This is a genomic window from Mariniflexile ostreae (assembly GCF_042427585.1).
In the GTDB taxonomy this organism is placed as follows: Bacteria; Bacteroidota; Bacteroidia; order Flavobacteriales; family Flavobacteriaceae; genus Pseudalgibacter; species Pseudalgibacter ostreae.
Genome location: NZ_JBHMFC010000037.1, coordinates 1 through 25,542, shown reverse-complemented (window position 1 = coordinate 25,542; position 25,542 = coordinate 1). Strand labels below are relative to the sequence as shown.

General features: G+C 36.0%; 21 protein-coding genes. 17 read left to right on the top strand and 4 right to left on the bottom strand.

The genetic code is table 11. The features are described 5' to 3' along the window. Nucleotides 1-8 precede the first annotated feature (8 nt). Together ACFFU9_RS09480 and ACFFU9_RS09475 are read left to right on the top strand one after the other, a co-directional pair. Nucleotides 9-2,144 (top strand): carboxy terminal-processing peptidase, encoded by a 2,136-nt coding sequence (locus tag ACFFU9_RS09480; RefSeq protein WP_379861207.1) that lies wholly within the window; start codon nt 9-11, stop codon nt 2,142-2,144. Nucleotides 2,145-2,152: 8 nt separating this feature from the next. After that, complete coding sequence (locus ACFFU9_RS09475; protein WP_379861188.1) at nt 2,153-3,247, top strand: ABC transporter permease; 1,095 nt, start codon at nt 2,153-2,155, stop codon at nt 3,245-3,247. A gap of 140 nt (nt 3,248-3,387) precedes the next feature. Here ACFFU9_RS09475 and ACFFU9_RS09470 read toward each other — a convergent pair whose 3' ends face one another. From ACFFU9_RS09470 to ACFFU9_RS09460, 3 genes are all read right to left on the bottom strand, one after another. Continuing rightward, on the bottom strand, nt 3,388-4,503 hold the full coding sequence (locus tag ACFFU9_RS09470) for a DUF2914 domain-containing protein (RefSeq protein ID WP_379861187.1): 1,116 nt from the start codon (nt 4,501-4,503) through the stop codon (nt 3,388-3,390). A 175-nt stretch (nt 4,504-4,678) separates the two neighbouring features. After that, nucleotides 4,679-5,290 (bottom strand): ribosome biogenesis GTP-binding protein YihA/YsxC, encoded by a 612-nt coding sequence (gene yihA / locus ACFFU9_RS09465; protein WP_379861185.1) that lies wholly within the window; start codon nt 5,288-5,290, stop codon nt 4,679-4,681. A gap of 119 nt (nt 5,291-5,409) precedes the next feature. Continuing rightward, on the bottom strand, nt 5,410-6,174 hold the full coding sequence (locus ACFFU9_RS09460; RefSeq protein ID WP_379861184.1) for an alpha/beta fold hydrolase: 765 nt from the start codon (nt 6,172-6,174) through the stop codon (nt 5,410-5,412). 296 nt (nt 6,175-6,470) lie between these two features. Between ACFFU9_RS09460 and mraZ the strand changes: the two genes are divergently transcribed. The 13 genes from mraZ to ftsZ all read left to right on the top strand — a co-directional run bounded on the left by mraZ (nt 6,471) and on the right by ftsZ (nt 22,377). Next, nucleotides 6,471-6,941, top strand: a complete 471-nt coding sequence (gene mraZ, locus ACFFU9_RS09455; protein ID WP_379861182.1) for a division/cell wall cluster transcriptional repressor MraZ — start codon at nt 6,471-6,473, stop codon at nt 6,939-6,941. Further along, the gene (rsmH, locus tag ACFFU9_RS09450) at nt 6,928-7,824 is read left to right on the top strand and encodes a 16S rRNA (cytosine(1402)-N(4))-methyltransferase RsmH (protein ID WP_379861181.1); all 897 of its coding nucleotides are present in this window, start codon (nt 6,928-6,930) and stop codon (nt 7,822-7,824) included. Before mraZ ends, rsmH begins: the two co-directional genes overlap by 14 nt. A gap of 97 nt (nt 7,825-7,921) precedes the next feature. Beyond that, nucleotides 7,922-8,236 (top strand): FtsL-like putative cell division protein, encoded by a 315-nt coding sequence (locus tag ACFFU9_RS09445; RefSeq protein WP_379861179.1) that lies wholly within the window; start codon nt 7,922-7,924, stop codon nt 8,234-8,236. 63 nt (nt 8,237-8,299) lie between these two features. Beyond that, nucleotides 8,300-10,246 (top strand): PASTA domain-containing penicillin-binding protein, encoded by a 1,947-nt coding sequence (locus ACFFU9_RS09440; RefSeq protein ID WP_379861206.1) that lies wholly within the window; start codon nt 8,300-8,302, stop codon nt 10,244-10,246. Then, nucleotides 10,243-11,706 (top strand): UDP-N-acetylmuramoyl-L-alanyl-D-glutamate--2,6-diaminopimelate ligase, encoded by a 1,464-nt coding sequence (locus ACFFU9_RS09435; protein ID WP_379861178.1) that lies wholly within the window; start codon nt 10,243-10,245, stop codon nt 11,704-11,706. The genes ACFFU9_RS09440 and ACFFU9_RS09435 overlap by 4 nt, the downstream gene beginning before the upstream one ends. Before the next feature lie 108 nt (nt 11,707-11,814). Then, nucleotides 11,815-13,056, top strand: coding sequence for a phospho-N-acetylmuramoyl-pentapeptide-transferase (gene mraY / locus ACFFU9_RS09430; protein WP_379861177.1), 1,242 nt, complete (start codon nt 11,815-11,817; stop codon nt 13,054-13,056). Nucleotides 13,057-13,156: 100 nt separating this feature from the next. Next, a complete protein-coding gene (gene murD / locus ACFFU9_RS09425) occupies nt 13,157-14,485 on the top strand; it encodes a UDP-N-acetylmuramoyl-L-alanine--D-glutamate ligase (protein WP_379861176.1) in 1,329 nt (442 codons plus the stop codon). A gap of 43 nt (nt 14,486-14,528) precedes the next feature. Continuing rightward, a complete protein-coding gene (locus ACFFU9_RS09420; RefSeq protein ID WP_379861175.1) occupies nt 14,529-15,722 on the top strand; it encodes an FtsW/RodA/SpoVE family cell cycle protein in 1,194 nt (397 codons plus the stop codon). Nucleotides 15,723-15,746: 24 nt separating this feature from the next. After that, nucleotides 15,747-16,832, top strand: a complete 1,086-nt coding sequence (gene murG, locus ACFFU9_RS09415) for an undecaprenyldiphospho-muramoylpentapeptide beta-N-acetylglucosaminyltransferase (protein ID WP_379861174.1) — start codon at nt 15,747-15,749, stop codon at nt 16,830-16,832. Between the two features lie 90 nt (nt 16,833-16,922). Further along, nucleotides 16,923-18,275 carry a UDP-N-acetylmuramate--L-alanine ligase gene (gene murC / locus ACFFU9_RS09410; RefSeq protein WP_379861173.1) on the top strand — a complete coding sequence of 451 codons (1,353 nt, stop codon included), beginning with the start codon at nt 16,923-16,925 and terminating at the stop codon, nt 18,273-18,275. Between the two features lie 16 nt (nt 18,276-18,291). After that, nucleotides 18,292-18,984: a cell division protein FtsQ/DivIB gene (locus ACFFU9_RS09405; RefSeq protein ID WP_379861172.1), complete on the top strand. Its 693-nt coding sequence runs from the start codon at nt 18,292-18,294 to the stop codon at nt 18,982-18,984. A 3-nt stretch (nt 18,985-18,987) separates the two neighbouring features. After that, nucleotides 18,988-20,307: a cell division protein FtsA gene (gene ftsA, locus ACFFU9_RS09400; RefSeq protein ID WP_379861171.1), complete on the top strand. Its 1,320-nt coding sequence runs from the start codon at nt 18,988-18,990 to the stop codon at nt 20,305-20,307. Between the two features lie 81 nt (nt 20,308-20,388). Further along, a complete protein-coding gene (gene ftsZ, locus ACFFU9_RS09395) occupies nt 20,389-22,377 on the top strand; it encodes a cell division protein FtsZ (RefSeq protein ID WP_379861170.1) in 1,989 nt (662 codons plus the stop codon). A gap of 247 nt (nt 22,378-22,624) precedes the next feature. On the opposite strand, the gene ACFFU9_RS09390 is transcribed toward ftsZ, so the two are convergent. Continuing rightward, nucleotides 22,625-23,044 (bottom strand): CBS domain-containing protein, encoded by a 420-nt coding sequence (locus tag ACFFU9_RS09390; RefSeq protein WP_379861169.1) that lies wholly within the window; start codon nt 23,042-23,044, stop codon nt 22,625-22,627. 367 nt (nt 23,045-23,411) lie between these two features. On the opposite strand from ACFFU9_RS09390, the gene ACFFU9_RS09385 reads away from it, so the two are divergent. Further along, on the top strand, nt 23,412-24,458 hold the full coding sequence (locus ACFFU9_RS09385) for a DUF6340 family protein (RefSeq protein ID WP_379861168.1): 1,047 nt from the start codon (nt 23,412-23,414) through the stop codon (nt 24,456-24,458). Between the two features lie 330 nt (nt 24,459-24,788). Then, complete coding sequence (locus tag ACFFU9_RS09380; RefSeq protein WP_379861167.1) at nt 24,789-25,256, top strand: hypothetical protein; 468 nt, start codon at nt 24,789-24,791, stop codon at nt 25,254-25,256. The last annotated feature ends 286 nt before the right edge of the window (nt 25,257-25,542 follow it).

The window sequence follows — 25,542 nt, the reverse complement described above, 5'->3', positions numbered from 1 at the left end:
AAAGAATGATGAAAAGAAATCATATTGTATTACTAATGGTGCTATTGCTAGCATTTGCATCCTGTAGTTTTACGACTAAAACATTTAATGATCCCGATAAAGATAAGCTATTGGTACAAGTAGTCACGTATGTGCTACAACAAGGGCATTTTGATCCTATTACTATGGATGATGCTTTTTCAGAGCAGCTTTTTTCTAATTACTTAGGAAAATTAGACCCTGTAAAACGGTATTTTTATAAATCAGATATCAAAGACTTTGAAAAACATAAAACCGCATTGGACGATCAGCTCAAGTCTTTTGATATTACGTTTTTTAATGTAACTCAAGAGCGGATGCTTCAGCGTATTTCTGAAGCTAAAGCTATTTATAAGGAGGTCTTGGCAACCCCTTTTGATTACTCTAAAGATGAGACTTTTGATACAAACTATGAAAACATAGGTTATGTAAATAATAAAAAGGAAATGAAAGAACGTTGGAGACAACAACTTAAGTTTTCAACCCTAACCAATTACGATGATATTTTTTCTGAAGAAGAAAACAAGAAAAAAAAGGATGCTTCTTATGTTATGAAAACGGAAGCTGTAATTGAAAAAGAAGCCCGGGCGGCCACTTTAAAATCCATTGATATTTATTTTAATGATAGTATCGATGACCTTTCACGTGAAGATTGGTTTGGAGAATTTGTAAACACTATTGTAGAGGCTTATGATCCTCATACTTATTATTTGCCCCCACGTGGTAAAGAGGCTTTTGATATGCGTATGTCTGGAAAGATGGAGGGTATTGGTGCTAGATTACAAAAGCGTATGGATTATATTAAGATAGTGGAGTTGATTTCTGGTGGACCTGCTTGGAGAGGCAAAGAATTGGAAGTGGAAGATGTTATTTTAAAAGTGAAACAAGAACATGAGGAACATCCCGTAAGCATTGTAGGCATGCGTATAGATGATGCTATAAAATATATTAAAGGGCCTAAAGGAACTAAAGTAACCTTAACCGTTAGAAAAGTAGACGGTACAATTCGGGATATTATGATAGTACGTGATATCGTGGAGTTGGAAGAAACCTACGCTAAAGCTTCCATTGTCGAAAAAAACAACACGAAATTTGGAATTATTAATTTACCAGCTTTTTATGTGGACTTTAAAGATTATAAAAATTTGAATGCTGCAGTAGATGTAAAACGGGAGATTGAAAATTTAAAATCAGAAGGCATGGAAGGCCTGGTATTGGATTTACGTAACAATGGTGGTGGTTCGTTACCTGCAGTTGTCGATATGGCAGGTTTATTTATTAAAGAAGGGCCTATTGTACAAGTGCGTTCAACAGGCGAGCCTAAAGAAATATTAAAAGATAGAGATAAGTCTATTACCTGGGAGGGGCCTTTGGTTATTTTAGTAAATGAACTATCAGCTTCTGCTTCAGAAATTATGGCGGCTGCCATGCAAGATTATAAACGTGCCATCGTGATTGGAAGTGAACAGACCTATGGTAAAGGAACGGTTCAAAACGTATTGAACCTGAACAACTTAGTAAGGAATAATACCAATGGCGATTTAGGTGCCTTAGCTTTAACCACTCAAAAATATTACAGAATTAATGGTGGATCTGTACAGCTGGAAGGTGTTAAAAGCGATGTTACTGTACCAGGTAAATTCAGTTTTATAAATGTAGGTGAAAAAGATAAAGACAATCCATTGCCTTGGGATGAGATTACGCCTGCTATTTATGAAACTTGGGGAGATTATTTCGATTATACTAGCACAGTAAACAAGAGTAAGGCGCGTATGCAAAATAATGCTCAATTAAAGTTGATAGAGGAAAACGCAAAATGGGTAAAAGCCAAAATCGATGAAACTATTGTAAGTTTAAATTACAATACTTATAAAACGGAAATGGCTTTAAGTGAAGAGGAGTCTAAGCAATTTGACCTTATTTCAGATTATAAAACAAACTTAACTTTTAACTCTTTAAATTATGAGAAGAGTAAGTTTGCTCAGGATACCACAGATTTAAAAGAAAAACGAGCGTATTGGCATGAAAGCTTAAGTAAAGATGTTTATGTGGAAGAGGCATTAAACGTACTTGCTGATATGAAAGTGTCTTACAACGTAAAAAAGTTGGCAACCATTAAAAATTAGATATATAAATGGGTAATTTAACAGGCTCATTAAAACAATTAGCGCTTCAAAAGTTTAAAAAAAACTTTTGGGGCGTTTTTAGTTTATGCTTTATTGTATTTATAGGATTTGTTTCTGTGTTTGCCTATGTTTTTGCACCCGACAACTCGCAATTTGCCAATCAGATGCATTTGACTATTCATTCTAAGGCTCCAGGTTTTACGGTAAATATGCTTACTGTTCCTTCTGGTTTTAAAATACAGCAAAATCGTTTTGATAAATTGTTTTTTGGAGATAAAAATAGCGATTCCGAAATTCCTATAACAGATTATCACATAAAGAACAATCAGTTAATTTATAAAGAATATGCCTCAGATGGGTTGGAGGGAGTTGTGAAAACTATAGATTTAACACAGTTTCACAATGTGCCCATTGCAAACTATATAAAAGAAAAGACATTTCTTTTTGGTACAGATAAATATGGCCGCGATTTATTGAGCCGGGTGTTGGTTGGGGCCCGAATTTCTTTCTTTATTGGTTTTGTGGCGGTTTTTATTTCTTTGGTTATCGGAATTTTTATGGGTAGTATGGCAGGGTATTTTGGAGGTAAAATTGATGTTGCTATTATGTGGATTATTAATGTTACTTGGTCTATTCCTACCTTATTGTTAGTTATTGCTATTACTTTGGCCTTGGGTAAGGGTTTTTGGCAAGTGTTTCTTGCTGTGGGGCTTACCATGTGGGTTGAGGTAGCAAGAGTGGTGCGCGGGCAAATAATAAGTGCAAAGGAAATGCAATACGTAACCGCTGCCCGAGCTTTGGGCTATACTCATTATAGAATTATTGTTAACCATATTTTGCCTAATATCATGGCGCCAGTTATCGTTATCTCGGCAGCTAATTTTGCCGCCGCTATTTTAGTGGAAAGTGGTTTGAGTTTTTTGGGTATTGGTGCGCAACCCCCCATGGCCAGCTGGGGTGCTATGATTAAGGACCATTACAATTACATTATTTTAGGAAAACCCTATTTAGCCCTTATACCTGGATTTTGTATTATGAGTCTGGTTATGGCCTTTATGTTGATTGGTAATGCACTTCGGGATGCCTTGGATGTAAAAGGATAAATGATTTAGTAAGTGCTTTTAAACTGGGTTCCATTATATCCAAGGTCTCTTTATCATGATTGATGGGGCTAAGTGGTTTTTAATTTATGTTCCTGGGTATGAGCTTTGTTATGAAGGATACTTTTTTAAAGACTCCTTTTCTAAAATGTTTTTTCTACAAGTTCTATCGGTTCAAAAGTAGCATTGGTTATAATTTCAAAATCGATAACACCAATAACCAGTTCTTCTTCGGTAATGACTTCAACTTTCCATAAGCCTTCTTTTATATTTTGTTTGAAGGTGTAACCACGGTATCCATGATCTCTTCCTCCGGTAATGTGATACCCTATGTCTTCAACAATTTCCCACTCGTCGGTATGGTGGTTATACCATTTCCAACGATGAAATATGGCTTTTTTTATATCCGTTGGTGCAAATATGGATGTAAAAATATAAACACTTTCATTAGGATTATAAATAAACTCCAGCTTGTGTTCGCGCCAAAATATATGGCGCTTATCTTTTTGATAAGTAACCGTATAGGTGTTGTTCTCTACTTTAATATCATGTGCAGCAATACCGGTCTCTAGTGCAAAAGGAACTGGTGGAATAAGATTGAAATAATAGAACAAATTAATTACTGTATATATGGTAAGGATTATTCCAATTATTTTTCCAATATGTACTTCTGCCCGTGTACTAGGGCTTATATTATAGATTACAATAATTAACAATAAGGTTAAGCACAAACTAATTAAACCTGAAAAAATAAAAACATTTGTATTCATCGTTTTGATGAGTACCGGAATGATAAAAGTGAAAAAAGTAAAGCTTATAAAAAAGTAGACACTAAATTGTAGGTACTTATTGGAGATTCTTTTTTTAAGAAATTCATTAGCAAAAAGGAGGGTAACAAGAATGATAAAAAATGATATCGTTTTAGAAAGCGATACGCTTCTGGAAAAGTAAATTACAAATGCACTGGAGAGTCCGCCAAAAAAAAACTGAATAGCAAGAGGGAAATAGGCCTCAAATCTTTCTAAAAACGTGTTTTTCCATTGGCCATCGTCGGCTAAATTGTAAAGATAAAGAGTGAGCGTTAATAAGGACATGTGGGAGCACAGAACGATAGTGTCGTATAGCCTATCAATACGTCCAAGTGTTAATGTGTCAAAAATAAATCCACCGATAAAGAATACAAGAGGGGCGTGCTTTTTATGCTTTTGTATATGCTTTTGAAAAGGGCTTTTTTTTAATTTGACCAGTATTTTTTTCATATAAATTAAGAAGCATTATCCGTATTAAGAATAAAGACGAAACATGTTACCCCTTTGTCAAACAGCGTTGTTGGTAATCCTAAGTTAATGTAGCTTAAGTTATGTAACCGATACAAAATTAATCGTGAACGTGTTCAAAAGGTTTTTTTAAATTAAAAGAAGGGTTTTGTGACCCTCAATGAGAGTCCAAATCCATATTTTCTGTTAAGGTGTCAATATATGTTAAAACCTCTTCTTGTCCGATGCCATTGGAGGAAGATGTAATAAAATAATTGGGCATATCTTCCCAGCTTTCCAATAGAATGGTTTTGTAGTCGGCCACGTGGCGCTCAATAGCTTTAGGTTTAAGCTTGTCTGCTTTCGTAAAAATGATAGAAAAAGGAATTCCATTTTCGCCTAGCCATTGCATAAATTCTAAATCTATGGGCTGCGGATCATGCCTAATATCTACTAAAACAAAGGCGGTAACCAATTGTTCTCGCGACTTAAAATATTGAGTAATAAAGCTTTGAAATGTTTTTTTTGAGCTTTTAGAAACTCTTGCATACCCATAGCCAGGTAAGTCGACAAGGTGCCAGTTTTTATTGATTAAAAAGTGATTAATCAATTGGGTTTTTCCGGGACGTCCAGAGGTTTTTGCTAAACTTTTACGATCCGTTAGCATATTGATGAGTGATGATTTACCTACGTTACTTCTGCCAATAAACGCATATTCGGGCAACCTGCTTTTTGGACATTTTTCAACGTCAGAATTACTCATTACAAATTCGGCGGATTTAATCTTCATATGTTGTTATTTCTGAGTAGTGAGAATCTCACAACCTTAACAGGTGTATTTAGACCTGTAATTGGCCAAGGTTTAAGAGTGTAACTTGTTTTAAATACCTCTTAGTATATGTGAAAAAACTATAATTTCTTTTTTTCTAACCAAGAAGCCATAATCTTATTGAATTCGGAGGGGTGCTCCATCATAGCTGCGTGTCCACATTTGTCAATCCAATAGAGTTCAGAGTCTGGAATTAAACTATGAAATTCCTCGGCAACCTCTGGTGGGGTTACTTTATCGTTTTTGCCCCAAATAATAAGGGTAGGGATTTCCATTTTAGGTAAATCTTTTGCCATATTGTGTCTAATGGCACTTTTGGCAATGGCAAGTGTTTTTATTAGCTTATTGCGATCATTAACAGTTTCGTAAACCTCATCTACAATGTCTTTGGTTGCTACGGCTGGGTCGTAAAAAACATCTTGTGCTTTCTTTTTAATCACTTCATAATCACTACGTTTAGTGTACCCGCTACCCATGGCGCTCTCGTAAAGGCCAGAGCTGCCAGTAATAATGATGGCTTTAACATGCTCGGGATATAATTTAGTGTGATAAAGTCCTATGTGGCCGCCAAGTGAATTTCCTAATAATATAACGTCTTTAAATCCTTTATATGTTATAAAGTCATTTAAGTATTTAGCAAAACTTTTAACATTGGTTTTAAGTAACGACATGGTGTAGATAGGAAGCTCAGGAATGATAACTTGATAGCCTTTTTTGCTAAAGAACTCTATTACAGCGTCAAAATTACTTAATCCGCCCATAAGTCCATGTAATACCACAATTGGCGTGCCTTCTCCCGCTTCAATATAGCTGTAGTTTTCTTCTTTTTTTAATCGATGCGCCATTAATTAGTTCGTGAGTTCATTGAAAACAAATATAGGTATTTCATTCATATTTCTTCTATTTTAATTAAGTGATGGTGAAAAATGTTTTCAAGTTTTTAGTAATAAGCTGTGGATTTATGAGGGAATTGTTTTTAACGTATTGTTTGTCAGTATGTAAAAGGGATAAGAGGTTTTAATAACGGAATAAAATAGGTTTTAATCGAAAAATTATTAACAAAGTGTAGTAAAGTGGTAAAATGTGGTAAATTTTTCGATATCTTTGAAACTTAATGACTAAATATGTTAAGTAGCCGATTTTGAACACGTTAATAGGGACATATGATTGTAAAGTTGATGCCAAAGGTAGGCTTATGCTTCCTTCTGGGATAAAAAAACAAATGGACCCTATTTTGGATGCAGGATTTGTTTTACGCCGATCTGTATTTCAGCCCTGTTTGGAATTGTACCCTATGCAAGAGTGGACGCTTTTGATGGAGAAGATGAACAAGTTAAACCGATTCAAGAAAAAAAACAACGATTTTATACGTCGTTTTAGTGCGGGTGCTCGCATTGTAGATGTAGATAAAAATGGCCGTTTGTTGATACCGAAAGACTTGATTGTTTTTGCAGATATATCAAAAGATATTGTGATTTCTCCGGCTATTAATATTATTGAAATCTGGGATAAAACGAAATATGAACAGGCTATTGATGATGCAACTGGTGATTTTGCAGAGTTAGCTGAAGAAGTAATGGGACAAAATGACGACGAGGATGGAATATCATAACCCTGTATTGCTGAAAGAAAGTGTAGACGGACTCAATATCAAAGAAGATGGTGTGTACGTAGATGTGACTTTTGGTGGTGGCGGACATAGTAAAGAGATATTGAAGCACCTTGGTGCGAATGGAAAGTTGTTTGCTTTCGATCAAGATCAAGATGCTTTGGCAAATAGTATTGATGATTCACGTTTTACATTGATTCATGAAAATTTCAGATTTGTAAAGCGGTTTTTAAGATTTTATGGCGTTAAGCAAGTAGACGGTATTCTGGCTGATTTTGGCGTGTCTTCACATCAATTTGATGTGGCAGAAAGAGGCTTTTCTACACGTTTTGAGGCTGATTTGGATATGCGGATGAATCAAAAAAGCCGATTGTCTGCTTATCATGTGGTGAATGATTATGAGGAAGAGCAATTAAAAATGGTGTTTTTACAATATGGTGAGCTAAGAGCGGCACCAGCCATGGCAAAGTTGATTGTAGAGTCTCGAAAAGAGACGCCAATAAAAACGAGCAATCAATTAAAAAAGGTGTTATCTAAATTTTTGCCTCCAAGACATGAAAATAAAGTATTGGCACAAATATATCAAGCCATTCGGATAGAGGTAAATCAAGAGTTGGAGGCTTTGAAGGAGTTTTTGGTGCAAACACCAGAGCTGTTGAGTGTGGGTGGGCGATTAAGCTTTATTTCTTATCATTCACTGGAGGATCGATTGGTAAAGCGTTTTGTAAGAAACGGGTTGTTTGAAGGCGAGCCCGAGCGTGATATGTTTGGGAATTTTGAAGTACCGCTAAAAAAAGTGAATGGATTGATTGTGCCAACTAAAGAAGAAATAAGATTAAACAATAGGGCGAGGAGTGCAAAACTTAGGTTGGCAGAAAAGGTTTAGGTGCAGGGGGTAGCCCATCACGTTTAAAGATTTTTTTTTGATACAGTAATTAGGTAATTAACGCTTCCGTTAGACCGGAAGGTGTTTTGAATGACAGATGGGGAATGTTTATAACATATTAAAAGGAACGTTTTTGGTTAGCGATGATGCTTTCAAAAACTGGCGAGGAATTATTTTTATATCAGTATTGGCCATAATAATGATTGCAAGCTCGCATAGTGCCGATAAAAAAGTGTATCAAATTGCACGAATGGATAATGAAGTTAAGGAGATGCGTTCGGCATTTGTAGAAGGCCGTTCGAAATTGATGCGGTTAAAAATGGAATCGGTGGTTGTTGATAAGATGAAAGAAAAAGGATTGGCGCCCTCGGTAATTCCGCCAAAAAAAATTAAAGTTAAATCCCAAAATTAAAGTTCGATATTGGCTATTAGTGAAAAGAACATATTAAATCGATTGTATTTCGTAGCAGGATGTATGTTCCTCTTCGGGCTTCTGGTATTGGTTAAACTCTTAAATATCCAGTTTGTTCAAGGTGAAAAATACAGGGCTATGGCAAGCGAACGCGTGGTTAAAGATGTTACTATTCCTGCAAACAGGGGTAATGTGTACTCGGTTAATGGAAATTTATTGGCAACCTCTGTACCTAAATACGATATCCGAATTGATGCACTAACGCCTTCTGCAAAAACTTTCGAGGCCAACCTCAAACCATTATGCGATTCACTGTCTAGATATTCGGGTAAATCGTCTGCTTATTATCAAAGAGAACTTAGAAAAGCTAGGGCAAATAAAAACCGATATTATTTACTTGCGAGAAACATTGGATATTCAGATTATATTAGGCTTCGAGATTTTCCATTATTAAACCTAGGGGCGTTTAAAGGTGGTTTAATTGTAAAACAAACTACAAAAAGAGAGCATCCTATGGGTGGTATCGCTCAACGAACTATTGGTTATGAGCGTATTGACGAAGCTGGTAATGTAACTCGTCCAGGATTAGATGGTGCTTATGGGATTCCGTATTTGCGCGGTACAGATGGTAAGCGAAAGAAACAACAGATTGGTAAAGGGCAGTGGAAACCTTTAAACGACGCCAATGAGATTGAACCTAAAGATGGTTTGGATATTTACACGACAATAGATGTTAATATACAAGACATTGCGCACCATGCTTTATTGGAACAGCTGGAGTATTATAAGGCAGACCATGGTTGTGTGGTGGTTATGGAAACTAAAACAGGTGAAGTTAGAGCTATTTCCAATTTAGGAAGAAATAGTAACGGCTATTATTATGAACGCTTGAATTATGCTGTTGGAGAAAGCCATGAGCCAGGGTCTACATTCAAATTAATGACGATGGTGGCAGCGCTTGAAGATAAAGTGATAGATACGAGCGATGTGGTAGATACTGAAAACGGGATTTTAAGTTTTTATGGGAAAAAAGTTAGAGACTCAAAACACGGTGGTTATGGTAAGATTACGCTTGCAAAAGCATTCGAAGTGTCTTCTAATACGGCTATTGTGAAGGCTATCGATCAGGCGTACTCTAAAAACCCGAGAAAATTTGTGGACAGATTGCATGCCATGAATTTAAATCAAAAACTGGATTTACCAATCATAGGAGAGCCTAGTCCCATAATTCCGCATCCCGATAACAAACAACGTTGGAGCGGGATTGCTTTGCAATGGATGGCATATGGTTATGGGGTGTCTTTTACACCCTTACAAACGCTCGCTTTTTATAATGCTATTGCCAATGATGGTGAAATGGTAAAACCTCAATTTTTAAGAGAGGTGAAAGCGTTTGATAAAGTGATTGTGCCTTTTGAGAAAGAGGTTATAAATAAGCAAATATGCTCGAAAGAAACGGTTGCAAAAGTCCAGAAGCTCCTTAAGAATGTTGTGGAGCATGGTACTGGGCGTCGTTTGTATTCCGAGAATTTTTCCATGGCAGGAAAAACGGGAACCACTCAAAAAGATTACTCGCAAAAAGATAAACTGAGTTATATTTCTTCATTTGCTGGCTATTTTCCAGCAGATAATCCTAAATACTCGTGTATAGTGGTTATTCACGAGCCGGATAAAAGTGTGGGGTATTATGGTGCAGATGTGTCGGGGCCTGTGTTTAAAAAAATTGCCCAAAAAATATTCACAGATACACCTATTATTGATGAGGTGAAAAGTCTTGAAGTTAGAAATGCTTCTGTTGAACAAGAGTACGAGGCGTATTATGACATGGCTCAAAATTATAAAACCATTATGCCTAACGTGGTGGGATTGCCTGTAATGGATGCTATGGCTTTATTGGAAAATATGGGACTTAACGTAAAGATAGAAGGTGTGGGGGTTGTTAGAAAGCAATCCATAGCTAAAGGAGAAAAGATAAAGCGAAGTGAAATAGTTGTTTTAAAGAATTCATGAATATATTAAAAGACATACTATATAAGGTTTCGATAACTGCCGTTATTGGAGATACCGGTATGGCTATAAATGCCATTCATTTTGATTCTCGCCACATTGTAGAAAATGATGTGTTTGTTGCTATTAAAGGACATGTGGTAGATGGGCATGATTATATAGAATTGGCTTTGGATAATGGAGCAAAAACTATTGTTTGTGAAACGCTTCCTGTAAATTTAAAATTTGGTGTGACCTATGTAGAGGTGGCGTGTGCGAGCAAGGCTTTAGCATTTATGGCTGCAAATTATTATGGTGTGCCTTCAGAAAATTTAAAACTTGTAGGTGTTACAGGTACGAATGGAAAAACCACTGTTGCCACGCTTTTATATCAATTGTTTAAAAAAGCTGGATTTAAAGTTGGTTTGCTTTCTACCGTAAAAATAATGGTGAATGATGTAGAGCACAAAGCGACGCATACCACTCCAGATTCTATTGCGATAAATAAGTACTTAAGGGCTATGAGCGATGAAGGTGTAGCATTTTGCTTTATGGAAGTAAGCTCGCATGGTATTCATCAAGACAGAATCGAGGGCTTGCATTTTAAGGGTGGTATTTTTACAAATCTGTCCCATGATCATTTGGATTACCACAAAACGTTTGCAGAATATAGAGATGTTAAAAAGCGCTTTTTTGATAAGCTGCCAAAAGATGCTTTCGCATTGGTGAACGTTGACGATAAGAATGGTGCAATTATGCTTCAGAATACTAAGGCTAAGCACTATACCTATGCTTTAAAAAGTTATGCAGACTATAAGGCCCAGATTTTAGAAAATCAATTTGGAGGCTTGTTGTTAAAAGTGAACAATAATGAGGTTTGGACGCGTTTAGTGGGCCACTTCAATGCCTATAATGTTTTGGCTATTTATGCGACTGCAGAATTGTTGGGATTGGAGCAAATAGAGATTCTCCGATTGATTAGCGTGTTGGAAAGTGTGAGTGGCCGATTTCAATATTTTATTTCAGAAAAAAAAATAACAGCTATAGTAGATTATGCACATACGCCTGATGCTTTGCAAAATGTGTTGGAGACCATTAATAGCATACGTACGAAAAATGAATCATTAATAACTGTTGTGGGGTGTGGCGGTGATCGCGATAAAACGAAACGTCCAAAAATGGGGCATATCGCTTCTGTATTAAGTACTCAGGTTATTTTTACGAGTGACAACCCTAGAAGTGAAGTGCCAGAAACCATCATAGAAGCAATAGAGCAAGGGGTTGAGCCTCAAAACTTTAAAAAAACACTTTCTATTGTCGATAGGAGGCAGGCAATTCGTACGGCTTGCCAGTTGGCACAACCTCATGATATTATCCTTATCGCGGGAAAGGGGCATGAAACTTATCAAGAAATTAAAGGAGAACGCTTTGATTTTGATGATTATGCTATCGTGCAAGAGACCTTAAAACAATTGGGAAAATAGATTTGAGTAATGAAAAGTTTAAATAAAAAATAAGAATAAACACCTCCTAAACAAACGCTTCTTTTTGAAGCTCTGGTAATTGTCGGAAAGGAGAACTAATATCAATATATGTTAACTTACTTTTTTGAATATATAGAAAAATTCATTCATGTTCCAGGAGCATCACTTTTTGGGTTTTTAACCTTTAGGGCTGCATTGGCCATGATATTGTCGTTGCTTATTTCTACTATATATGGAAAGCGTATCATCCGTTTTTTACAAAAAAAACAAGTAGGAGAAACCATTAGGGATTTAGGCCTTGAAGGGCAGCAAGAAAAATCGGGAACGCCTACTATGGGTGGGATTATTATCATTTTAGCAACACTTATACCTGTGTTGCTCTTGGCGAAATTGCATAACATATATATTATTTTGTTAATTGTTACAACCCTTTGGATGGGGACAATTGGTTTTTTAGATGATTATATTAAAAAATTCAGAAATGATAAAGAAGGTTTAAAAGGACGCTTCAAAGTGTTGGGGCAGGTAGGACTGGGAATCATAGTGGGTACTACCTTGTTTTTTCATAAAGATGTTACTGTAAAAGAAAAACTGCCCTTAGCACAACAACAAGAACTGTTAGCAGAAAATCCAAAAACAGAAGCGACAAAGTTATTTAAGGACGAGGCTAAATCTACAAAAACCACTATCCCTTTTGTAAAGCAGAATGAATTTGAATATGATAAACTCATTACATGGATTAGTCCAGATTTAGAAAAGTATGCGTGGATCGTTTTTATACTGGCCACTATTTTTATCATTACGGCAGTGTCTAATGGTGCTAATCTTACCGATGGCATAGATGGTTTAGCTGCAGGAACCTCGGCGATTATAGTATTAACCTTAGGTATTTTTGCTTGGGTCTCTGGGAATATTATTTTTTCAGATTACCTCAATATTATGTATATCCCACGGGTGGAAGAAATTACCATTTATATTTCTGCTTTTGTTGGGGCGCTCGTCGGTTTTCTCTGGTATAATACGTATCCGGCCCAAGTATTTATGGGAGATACGGGAAGTTTAACCATTGGGGGCATTATAGCTGTAATTGCTATTGCGGTTCGAAAGGAGTGGTTAATTCCGTTGCTTTGTGGTATTTTTCTAGCAGAAAACTTATCTGTGGTTATGCAAGTGAGTTGGTTTAAATACACAAAAAAAAGATATGGAGAAGGGCGGCGTGTTTTTAAAATGGCGCCTTTGCATCATCATTATCAGAAATCAGGATATCATGAAAGTAAAATCGTAACCCGTTTTTGGATTATAGGAATTTTATTAGCGATTTTAACGATTGTAACTTTAAAAATAAGGTAGGTCGGTTTCTGGATTAGTGTAGTTAAAAGAAGTATTTAAAAAGAAATAAAAGATTTTGGATTAATAAAAAGCCATAATCGTAACCCTAAAATCGTAATTCATGAGGTTAGTCATATTGGGAGGAGGAGAAAGTGGTGTAGGAGCCGCGCTTTTAGGTAAAAATAATGGATACGACGTATTTGTATCCGATAAAGGAAAGATTAAAAAAAAGTATAAAGACGTTCTTATACATAATGGCATTGAATGGGAAGAGGAACAGCATACCGTGTCTAAAATCCTTAATGCAGACCTCGTCATGAAAAGTCCTGGAATTCCAGACAAAACAGTATTAGTAAAGGATATTCGTGAAAAAGGAATTTTAGTGGTGTCTGAAATTGAATTTGCAAGCCAGTTTACCGATGCTCTAATTGTTGGTGTTACAGGAAGTAATGGGAAAACCACTACGGCCAGCTTAACACATCATATTTTAAAACAGGAGTTAGAAGTTGGATTGGCAGGTAATATTGGCGATAGTTTTGCAAAGCAGATTTTAGAGAAAAACTACCCGAATTATGTGCTTGAGATCAGTAGTTTTCAATTAGATGATATTGTAGCGTTTAAGCCTCATATCGCCATAATTACGAATATTACACCGGATCATTTGGATCGCTATGATTATCAATTTCAAAATTATATCGCATCAAAATTTCGAATTGCAGAAAATCAAACACAAGACGATTATTTAATTTATGATGCAGATGATGATGTTATTGCCAATCATCTAAAAAAACACCCCGTTCAATCTACATTATTGCCTTTCTCATTAACAAAAACCATTGAGAATGGCGCGTATATAGATCAACAAAATATAAATATAACAATAGATAATAATAAAATAATTATGCCAACAGCAAACTTAGCATTAGAGGGAAAACACAACGTTAAAAACGCTATGGCGGCCTCTACCGTAGCGCATTTGTTAAAAATAAGAAAACAAACAATTAGAGAGAGTCTTGAGAACTTTCAAGGCGTAGAGCACCGGCTTGAGCATGTTGTGAAAATTAATAAAGTACAGTATATTAATGATTCTAAAGCAACGAATGTAAATGCGACTTATTATGCCTTGGAAAGTATGGACTCACCTACGGTTTGGATAGTTGGCGGACAAGATAAAGGCAATAATTATGAAGAGTTGTTCTCTTTTGTAAATCAAAAAGTGAAAGCTGTGATTTGTTTAGGTGTAGATAATGAGAAGCTTATAAGCACTTTTGGAAATATGGTGGATACGGTTGTAGAAACTGAGTCTATGAGTGAAGCGGTTAAAATAGCTTACAAAATTGCTGAGCCTGGTGATAATGTATTACTGTCTCCAGCGTGTGCGAGTTTTGATTTGTTTGAAAGTTATGAAGATAGAGGACGTCAATTTAAAAACGCTGTTAGAAACCTATAATTGATGAGGGTTTTATAAGATTAAAAAAATAAAATTTAGAGTTGTGCAAATAATATTTAAGAACATAAAAGGGGATCGGTTAATATGGGCCATTGTGGCGCTGTTAGCGATTCTGTCGTTTCTTCCTGTGTACAGTGCTGCAAGTAATTTAGCGTACAAAGGTAGTGATGGGAGTACTTTTGGTTTTTTTATTAAGCATTTTGTGCATTTATTTTTAGGCTTATCTATTATGTATGGCGTACATAAATTGCCATATAGGTACTTTAAGGGGCTTTCATTGGTTATGTTTCCTGTGGTTTTGGTATTGTTGGGCGTGACGATGTTGCAGGGCACTACTATTGATGGTGCAAATGCAAGCAGGTGGATACAAATACCAATTGTGGGGATGTCTTTTCAAACTTCAACTCTGGCATCGGTAGTATTAATGGTGTATATCGCACGGTATATGTCTAAGATGGAAGATAAGGTAATCACTTTTAAAGGGTCTATCTTGCCACTTTGGTTGCCTGTGTTTTTTGTGCTAGCATTAATTTTACCTGCTAATTTTTCAACGGCGGCTATTATGTTTTTAATGGTGTTAATGTTGGTCTTTTTAGGGGGGTATCCATTTAAATATTTAATGGTTATTATAGGTTCTGGTGTTTTGGTGCTGGTGTTGTTTGTGTTAGCGGCTAAAGCTTTTCCAGATGCTATGCCTAACCGTGTAGATACATGGATGAGTAGGGTGGAGAGCTTTTCTGATAATGAGGTAACCGAAGCCGATTACCAGATTGAAAAGGCAAAAATAGCTATAGCCTCAGGAGGGATTCAAGGTATGGGGCCTGGGAAGAGCATGCAAAAGAATTTTTTGCCCCAATCGTCTTCAGATTTTATTTTTGCCATAATAATAGAAGAATATGGATTGATTGGAGGTTTTGTGTTAATGGCCCTGTATATGTGGTTATTATTTAGAATTGTTATTGTAGCCCAAAAATCGGACACAGTATTTGGCAAGCTTTTAGTGTTGGGCGTTGGTTTGCCAATCGTATTTCAGGCGTTAATAAATATGGCCGTAGCGGTCGAGTTATTTCCTGTAACAGGACAAACCTTACCGCTAATTAGTAGTGGTGGTACATCTATTTGGATGACGTGTATGGCATTTGGTATCATATTAAGTGTGAGTGCTAGAAGAGAGGAGATTAAAGAACAAGAAGATATGGAAGATAATCCTTTGGAGATTCTTTCTGAAACTATATAAATCGTGAATCATAAATCTAAAATATTGAAAATTATTCTATCCGGTGGCGGTACTGGCGGGCATATTTATCCTGCAATTGCTATTGCCAACGAATTGAAATTACGTTTTCCAAATGCTGAGTTTTTATTTGTGGGCGCGAAAGATCGTATGGAGATGGAAAAAGTGCCCGAAGCAGGCTATGCTATTAAAGGCTTATGGATTTCCGGGATTCAACGTAAACTATCAACAAGAAACCTATTGTTTCCTTTTAAAGTATTGAGTAGCTTGTGGAATGCTAGGAGAATTATAAAAGCTTTTAAACCAGATATTGCCATTGGAACAGGTGGTTTTGCAAGCGGTCCGTTGCTGCATGTGGCAGCATCAAAAGGAATCCCTAGTTTGATACAGGAGCAAAATTCGTTTGCTGGTATCACTAACAAGTTATTGGCAAAGAAAGTGCAGAAAATATGCGTGGCCTATGATGGTTTAGAGCGTTTTTTTCCGAAGGATAAAATAGTAAAAACAGGAAATCCGGTACGTCAGGATTTATTGAATATTGATACAAAAACCGAAGAAGCTAAAAGGTTTTTCAAATTAAAAAAAGCAAAACCCACGCTTTTGGTTTTAGGAGGAAGCTTAGGGTCTAGACGAATAAACCAACTGATTGAAAAAAAACTTGATTTCTTCGATACCCAAAATGTTCAAATCATTTGGCAATGTGGTAAGCTCTATTATGAGCAATATAAAATTTATAGCAACACAAAAAACGTACAGGTATATGAGTTTTTAAATCACATGGATTTTGCTTATGCTTCCGCCGATATTGTGATATCTAGAGCGGGGGCAGGGTCTGTTTCAGAGCTCTGTATTGTTGGGAAGCCTGTTATCTTTATACCGTCGCCTAATGTGGCAGAAGATCATCAAACTAAAAATGCCATGGCTATTGTAAATAAAGATGCCGCAATGATTATTAAAGAGGAAGATTTGGATGCTGATTTTGAGAACAAGTTTTCGCAATTGATTGCTTCAGCAGAAAAACAAAAACAATTAGGGAACAATATTAAGACTTTAGCTTTGGTGGATGCAACTAAAGATATCGTGGATGAAGTGGAAAAACTTATTAAAAAATAAAGCTGAATTTGTTTATGATTAAAGCGAAGCCAAAAATCATAACGCTAAACAATAAAACGAATAGATTCCTGTGTAAGCGGGAATGGTAAAATGAATTTAAACAACATACATAACGTCTATTTTCTAGGTATCGGAGGCATCGGTATGAGTGCGCTTGCCCGATATTTCCATGCCAATAAAAAGCAGGTGGCAGGTTATGATAGAACACCAACAGAGATTACAGATGGTTTGGAGGCACTGGGTATTGATATCCATTTTGAGGATAAGGTTGAAGCTATTGATGCCACTTTTTTAAATCTAGAAAACACATTAGTCGTATATACGCCTGCTATTCCTAAAGATCATAAGGAGTATCATTATTTTGTCGATCATGGGTTTGCGGTTGTAAAACGCTCCAAAATATTAGGGTTAATTACAGAACATACGTTTTGTTTAGCTGTTGCAGGAACGCATGGTAAAACGACAACAACAAGTATTTTAGGGCATTTAATGTATGAGTGTAATGTGCCCTTAACTGCTTTTTTGGGAGGAGTTTCAGAAAATTATAACTCTAATTTTATTGAAAATGGTACAGAGGTTTCGGTAGTAGAAGCAGATGAGTTCGACCGGTCTTTTTTAACACTTGCTCCAGATATTGCGTGTATAACCTCTATGGATGCCGATCATTTGGATATTTATGGCGATGCATCCGAAGTTGAGAAGTCTTTTGAAGATTTTTCAAAAAAAGTAAAAACAAACGGAACATTATTTGTTAGAAACGGATTGCCTATAAAGGGCACTACATATGGTATAGAAGATAACTCCGATTATGCTGTTCAAAATATAAAAATAGAGCGCGGGGCATATGTGTTTGATGTGAAGACGCCTAAAACCGTGTTGAAAAATTTAAAATTTAATTTGCCAGGAAGGCATAATTTGTCGAATGCATTAGTGGCTTTCGCAATGGCTTTAGAGTATGGGTGTTCTTCTGAACTGCTTGTAAAAGCATTAGCTTCTTACAAAGGGGTGAAAAGGCGCTTTACCTATCATGTTAAAACAGATGCTTTTGTTTTTATTGATGATTATGCACATCATCCTGAAGAAATTAATGCTGTACATCAGGCGGTTAGAGAAATGTATCCTGATAAAGAGGTCTTGGTTATTTTTCAGCCACATCTATTCAGTAGAACGCGTGATTTTATAGATGAATTTGCCAAAAGTTTGTCTCAGTTTAACGAAGTGTTGTTGCTGGATATTTATCCTGCACGGGAATTGCCCATTGCTGGAGTTACATCGCAGTGGCTTTTGGATAAAATCCAAAACAAAAATAAACACGTAGTTAGTAAAAACGATTTACTAACAGCGATACACAATAGTAATGCCCAAATCGTGTTAACTTTGGGGGCGGGTGATATTGGAGAAGAAGTAAAACGAATTAAAAAAGAATTTAGCGGTGCGAATTAACTGGGCATACATAAAAATGATGATCCTACTAGTAGTAGTGGTCTTTCTGTTTGCATTTGCTTCGGGAAAAAATGCCTCTAGAAAAGTAAGTGAAGTTGTTATAAATTTTAAAGGCGACCAGAACCTTTTTATTACCTATGGGACTGTTAGTAAATTGTTAATACAAAATCAAGGTGAGATTAAAAATATGCCTAAAGAAACTTTAGCTTTGAATACATTAGAAAATGCCCTAAAATCTAATCCATTGGTAAAAACAGCGGAGGTATATGTTTCTGTAAATGGGACACTTATAGCCGATGTTGAACAAAAAAGACCTATTGCCAGAATTAGCACAAATGCGTCCTATTATGTAGATGACGAAGGTTATGATATGCCTTTATCGACCAATTATTCCGCTAGAGTGCCATTAGTTACCGGTTACATTGAAAAAAACAATTTAAAAAACGTGTTTACCATAGCTCAAAAAGTAGAGAATGATCCGTTTTTAAAAAAAAATGTAATAGAAATACATCAAAATATAGATAATGTATTGTTTTTAAAATTAAGACAATGTCAATTTTTAGTACAAATTGGAAGTATTGAATCTTTAGACAAGAAAATAAATAACCTAAAAGCGTTCTATCAAAAGAACCTTGAAGATAAAAGATTAAATGATTATAGTAAAGTTAATTTGCAGTTTGATAATCAAGTAGTATGTACCAAAAGATAAACCATGGAGCATAACATAGCAGTAGGATTAGACATAGGAACCACAAAAATTGTGGCTATGATTGGTCGTAAAAACGAATACGGGAAACTTGAGATTTTAGGTATTGGAAAATCTAAAAGTTTAGGTGTTCACCGTGGTGTTGTTAACAATATCACACAAACGATTCAGTCGATACAGCAAGCCATTCAAGAAGCAGAAGCGGCGGCTGATTTAAAAATTGAAGGTGTAACGGTTGGAATAGCCGGACAACATATTCGCAGTTTACAACATAGCGATTATATTACCAGGTCCAATTCGGAGGTGGTCATAGATGATGATGATATTGATAGATTAATTAATCAAGTCCATAAGTTGGTCATGTTGCCTGGTGAGGAAATCATCCATGTGTTACCTCAAGAATATAAAGTAGATGGACAAGCCGAAATAAAAGAGCCTATTGGTATGTATGGTGGCAGGCTTGAAGCTAATTTCCACGTGGTAGTTGGGCAAGTGTCTTCTATTAGGAATGTTGGGCGGTGTATACAAAGTGCTGGTTTAAACTTAGAAGGCATCACTTTAGAGCCTTTGGCCTCTGCCAATGCGGTTTTGAGCCAGGAGGAAAAAGAAGCAGGTGTAGCTTTAATTGATATAGGAGGTGGTACTACAGACTTGGCTATTTTTAGAGATGGTATCATTCGCCATACAGCAGTGATTCCTTTTGGAGGAAACGTAATTACCGAAGATATAAAAGAAGGTTGCTCTATCATTGAAAAGCAAGCCGAGCTACTTAAAATAAAATTTGGCTCTGCATGGCCTGGAGAAAATAAAGACAATGAGATTGTTTCTATTCCCGGGTTGCGTGGTCGTGAACCTAAAGAGATTACCCTCAAAAATCTTTCAAAAATCATACATGCACGTGTGGTAGAGATTGTGGAACAATTGTATGCCGAAATTAAAAATTATGGGCATGAGGAACAAAAGAAAAAACTTATTGCAGGCATTGTTTTAACTGGTGGTGGAGCACAATTAAAGCATTTAAAGCAGTTAGTAGAGTACATAACGGGTATGGATACGCGAATAGGTTTTCCTAACGAACATTTGGCAGGCGATAGTGATGAGGACATAACAAGCCCCTTATATGCAACGGCTGTTGGTTTGGTTTTAGAAGGTTTAAAACGCCAAGAAAGAAAAAAAATCGAACTGCGCCAAGAGGAAGCTATCAAAGAAGCAGAGGAAAAAGAAATCCCGTTAGAAGAAATAAAAGAAAAACCAATAAAAGAAAGACGTTCTTTCTTAGATAAATTAACCGATAGAGTCAAAGATTTTTTAGACAATGCAGAATAAATAGCAGCGTTTAAAGTTTAATATTAACCAACCATTGAATAAACATAAAAGAAAGTACAAAATCCCTGAAAAAAAGAATTTATGAGCAGCAAAAAAGAATTCGAAAGCATCGCATTTGATTTACCTAAAAACCAATCAAATGTTATAAAGGTTGTTGGTGTTGGAGGTGGTGGTAGCAATGCTATCAATCACATGTTCCAACAAGGCATCAAAGGTGTGGATTTTTATATCTGTAACACAGACGCCCAAGCCCTACAAAACAGTGGTGTTCCCAACAAAATTCAGTTAGGCATCGGCCTAACAGAAGGATTGGGCGCTGGAGCAAATCCAGATATAGGAGAGCAATCAGCATTGGAAAGCGGAGAAGATATTTCGCGCATGTTGGATTCAAACACTAAAATGGTTTTTATTACCGCCGGAATGGGCGGTGGTACCGGTACCGGTGCAGCACCTATTATAGGTAAAATGGCTAAAGATTTAGGTATTTTAACAGTAGGTATTGTAACCATGCCGTTCCAGTTTGAAGGCAAAACACGTGTGGAGCAAGCACAACAAGGTATAGATAAGTTAAGAAACGTTGTGGATTCTCTTATCGTTATTAATAACAATAAACTTCGTGAAGTCTACGGAAATTTAGGCTTTAAAGCCGGGTTTTCTAAAGCGGATGAGGTGTTGTCTACCGCCGCGCGTGGTATTGCAGAAGTTATAACACACCACTATACACAGAATATTGATTTACGAGATGCCAAAACGGTATTGAGTAGTAGTGGCACCGCTATTATGGGGTCTGCCATTGCTTCGGGCCAAAACCGTGCACAAGAGGCCATTCGTAAGGCATTGGATTCGCCATTACTTAATGATAATAAAATTACAGGAGCCAAAAACGTATTGCTGCTTATCGTTTCTGGATCGCATGAAATTACCATTGATGAAATTGGGGAAATCAATGATCATATTCAAAACGAAGCGGGACATGGCGCTAACATTATTATGGGTGTTGGTGAAGATGAAACGCTAGAAGAGTCTATTGCTGTAACCATTATAGCAACGGGGTTTAATGTAGAGCAACAAGACGAAATATCGAATACTGAGACTAAAAAAGTAGTACATTCTTTGGAAGAAGATCATGACGTTAAGGTAAAGAAAAAAGACCCAGTGATTATTTCTCCTGCTATTGAATTGGAAAAGAAAAAGGAAGCACCGGTGGTTAAGCATACTTTAGATTTTGATACTGACAACGATACACTCAGTGATTTTGAAAGTAACTTAATCCAGAAACAAACATTTCGAGCTCCGGCAGAGGAAGACTCTGGTTTTGTATCTACCTCAAGAGCTATCAAAAATATAGATGTCGTTTATGAAGATGTAAGCTCAGAATTGGAAGATGAAGACGAAGATTTTATTATAAAACCAGTAACACGGACTTCTACAATTGAAGATGCACCTAATGTAATAGGGGAAGATGAACAAATCACTTTAACTTTTGATTTTCCTATTTCAAATACAACAAGAGAAACGAAGCATAATAACGAAGAAGATGAAAAGCCTAAATCGCACCATCTTGATGCCGATATAAGAAATATTTCGGTTAAGGATCCAGTAGAACTTATAACTGTTACAGAATCGAATGAAAAAGGGGATGTACGTTATGTTCTAGATGATTATGCTGAAGTGGAATCTTCTATTAATAAGAAGCAAGCCCTTGGAAAAAAGGCTTCGTTTGAGCACGTAGAAGAGGATATTGTTTTTGAGAAGAAAACCCTTAGGAAAGAAGAAAAGGATGAGGTCGCTTTTGATGATGTCGATCCTTTACATACGCCTATTTCAGAATTGTTGAAAGAGCGTGCTGCAGAACGCAGGCGTAAAATGAAGGACTTTAATTATAAGTTTAATAATGCTAAAATTGATGATATAGAAAAAGTACCAGCCTATAAACGTCAAGGTGTTAATTTAAATGAAGCCCGGCATTCTTCTGAGAATGATATGTCTAGAACCAGTGTGGGCCTAGATGATAATGACGATGTACAGGTGAGACGTAATAATTCGTTTTTACATGATAATGTAGATTAGGTACTATGTTTTGTATTACATATAAAACTAACCTCATACTGTTTTTTGTACAGTGTCTAAAATGACAAGAGAAGGCTTCTAGTTTTTAAACCTATAAAAATATTAAAAGGATATCACTGAAATTTCAGCGGTATCCTTTTTTTTTATAATATTCACAAGCTATATATTTATGGCTTCCTGTGTTCTCTACATGTATTGTGTCAATTATTATAGTGTTTTAAAAACATAGATTATATTTAAAAGGCCATCAAAATTGTTTTAATAAATATTTAATTAAATCTGTGGTGGTTACAATGCCTACCAATTTATTCTGATGCACAACAGGTAAAGCATGAAACTCTTTTTCTGCTAAGATTTTAGCAACTTTTTTAATAGAGTTTGAAGGCGATACCCAAACCAAGCTGCTTTTCATTACCTGTTCTATGGTAAACATGTTGTACACCATAGCTTCTACATCGTGGTCGTCTATACCAACAGCATCGGCAAAACTTATGCGTAATAAATCCGTATAGCTAAGCATGCCTATAATCGTATCGTTTTCCACAACAGGAATATGTCTTATACGGTGCTGTTTAAATAACTGTTCTGCTTGCGTAAGGCTGTCACCCTTTTTAAGAGTGACAACATTTGCTGTCATTATCGTTGAAATGGGCGCTTTTTCTATCATGGCGTTTGTGGTTTAATTTAGCTGCCCTTAAAATTAGAATTCTAAACCCTTATAAACCATGATAAAAATCATAGAAAAACTTTCTGTCTAGGGCTTGGCCTGTGGTGTATATGTTTTCTGGATTTTGTTAACATACATATCTTGTAGCTTATGATTTGGGTTTGAGCCCTTAAAATACAATCTATTTCGAATCTAGAAAGATCGAAAAATGGAGGGTTATTAGAAAATGATCTAAAATGATGGCTGTTGGTAAAAATAGCTCAAGATAATATTTATATGGATGTAATATATATCTTATATTTGATGGCTCTCGTGTAGGCATTCTATATCATTATATAGCTCTTGAGCCAAATAAAATAAAAGTATCATGAAAAACGTAACCCGTATAGTCTTTTCTTTAGGAATATGTATCGTTTTAAGCGCTTGTAGTGCTACCAGTCAATTGACTATGGGGGTAAAGGAGCCTGCAAAAATCCCGATTTCCTCCCATGTTTCTCGAATAGGTATTATTAACCGCAGTATTCCGGAAGAGGCTAATAAATCACTTGATAAAATTGATAAAATCCTGTCTTTAGAAGGGCTTATGTTGGATCAACTTGGGGCAAATGCCGCTTTAAACGGGCTTAAAGCAGAATTACAACGTAATGGTCGTTTTGCGTCTGTAACACATATTGATAGTTTAGAATCTATTGGAAAAGGATTAGGTGTGTTTCCTGCACAATTGAGTTGGGATGAAATCGATAATATTTGTAAGGCAAACCAAGTGGATGTTATTTTTTCTTTAGAATATTATGATACAAATGCGACAATCCAATATGAACAAAAAATGGTTCCTATTCCAAATCCTTTAGGGATTAAGGCAAATGTTCCTGGCCATAAAATTACAATCCGAACGGCTTTGGTTAATGGTTGGAGGGTATATGACCCTTATACAAAGTATATTTTGGATGAAGCCTCGTATAACGATTATATCGTTTCTGTGGGGGAGGGGATCAATCCCTTTAAGGCTGTGGAGACTATAGCTGGAAGAAAGGAAGCTGTTATTCAGTCTAGCCATAAACTTGGTGCTACATATGGACTTAACGTTAGCGCTTTAACACGACAGGTTACTCGTAAATACTACGTAAAGGGTGGTTCTAATTTTGAAGTCGCTCAACGTAGAGCTCAGACAGGAGATTGGGATGGTGCTTCAGAACTTTGGGCGAAGGAGTTAAATAACCCTAACCCCAAAATCGCTGGCCGAGCGTGTTATAATATGGCCATCATTAACGAAATTAATGGTGATTTAGATACCGCTATGGTGTTTGCAGCAAAATCGTATACAGATTATAAAAATAAAGAGGCTCTGCTGTATATGGATATTTTAAAATATAGGAAAAATCAAGTGCTTCAACTAGACGAAGAGAAATATTAAATCAAACTCATCCATACTGATGTGTTATAATGAAAAGTAGATGTTTTTATACTAGTAACAATGGTGTTGCATTTGTAAATTCAATACTATGTTTTCTGGTTGTGCAGGGGTTACAGAAAGATTAGATTTAATTATTATTTTCTTTATTTAAAACTATAAGAAAGCGTATTATTCATGTAACTGTCCAATAGAACCTGTTTTGTTCTTATCATAATAAAAAGCTATATGTTTATTATTATGAAATAATATAATTTAACATACTATCCAATCGAAAAAAATAACAATTGATAATCCTTTTTGTATATTTCGATTTTTAAAACAAATACGACTATGAAATACTTTAAAATTTTTTCAATACTACTTTTTAGCGCCCTAATTGGCCTATATTCTTGTAAAGAAAAAACCAGTACATCTAAAAAAGAAGCTCAAAAGGAAGTTCAAAAATCACCTGTGCCTACTCTTACTGAGGCTTCACAAAATGCAGAAGGTATTTGGCATTACACCTGTATAAAAGGTTGTGCTGGAGGTGCTGGTTCGGCAAACGTAAGCTGTGTGACTTGTGGGGGCATTATGGTTCATAACCAAGCTTATCATGGTACAGTTAATAACACGCAATCTAATGCTCCTTTTGCTTTTCCTCCCGCCGCTCCTCCTAATGCGTCTGCAGAACCAAGTCAGAATGCCGCTGGAGAATGGCATTATACCTGTGGAAAAGGATGTTCTGGAGGATCAGGAACTGCTGGTAGCTGTGGAACTTGTGGCAATGCTTTGGCGCATAATGTAGCCTACCATCAATAAGGTCTAATGGAGCCAGATGATCATGTTAAGATGTTTTTAGCTTCTGCTAACAGTATGATGTTTTATTTAGTAGGTGTAAAATAACACCTTTGGTAAACCATTATTTCGTAAAAAGCTAATCCATTAGTGTGTAGGTAATGCACAGGTTTAATGGGACTACTGTTTTATAAAGGCACTTTCATAAGTAAGGCTTAATGGATTAATAACAATAAAAAAAAGCAAAGAATTAGGTGGGTTCTTTGCTTTTTTTGATAGTCTTTAAGTTTTTTTTAAAACTCACTCATAA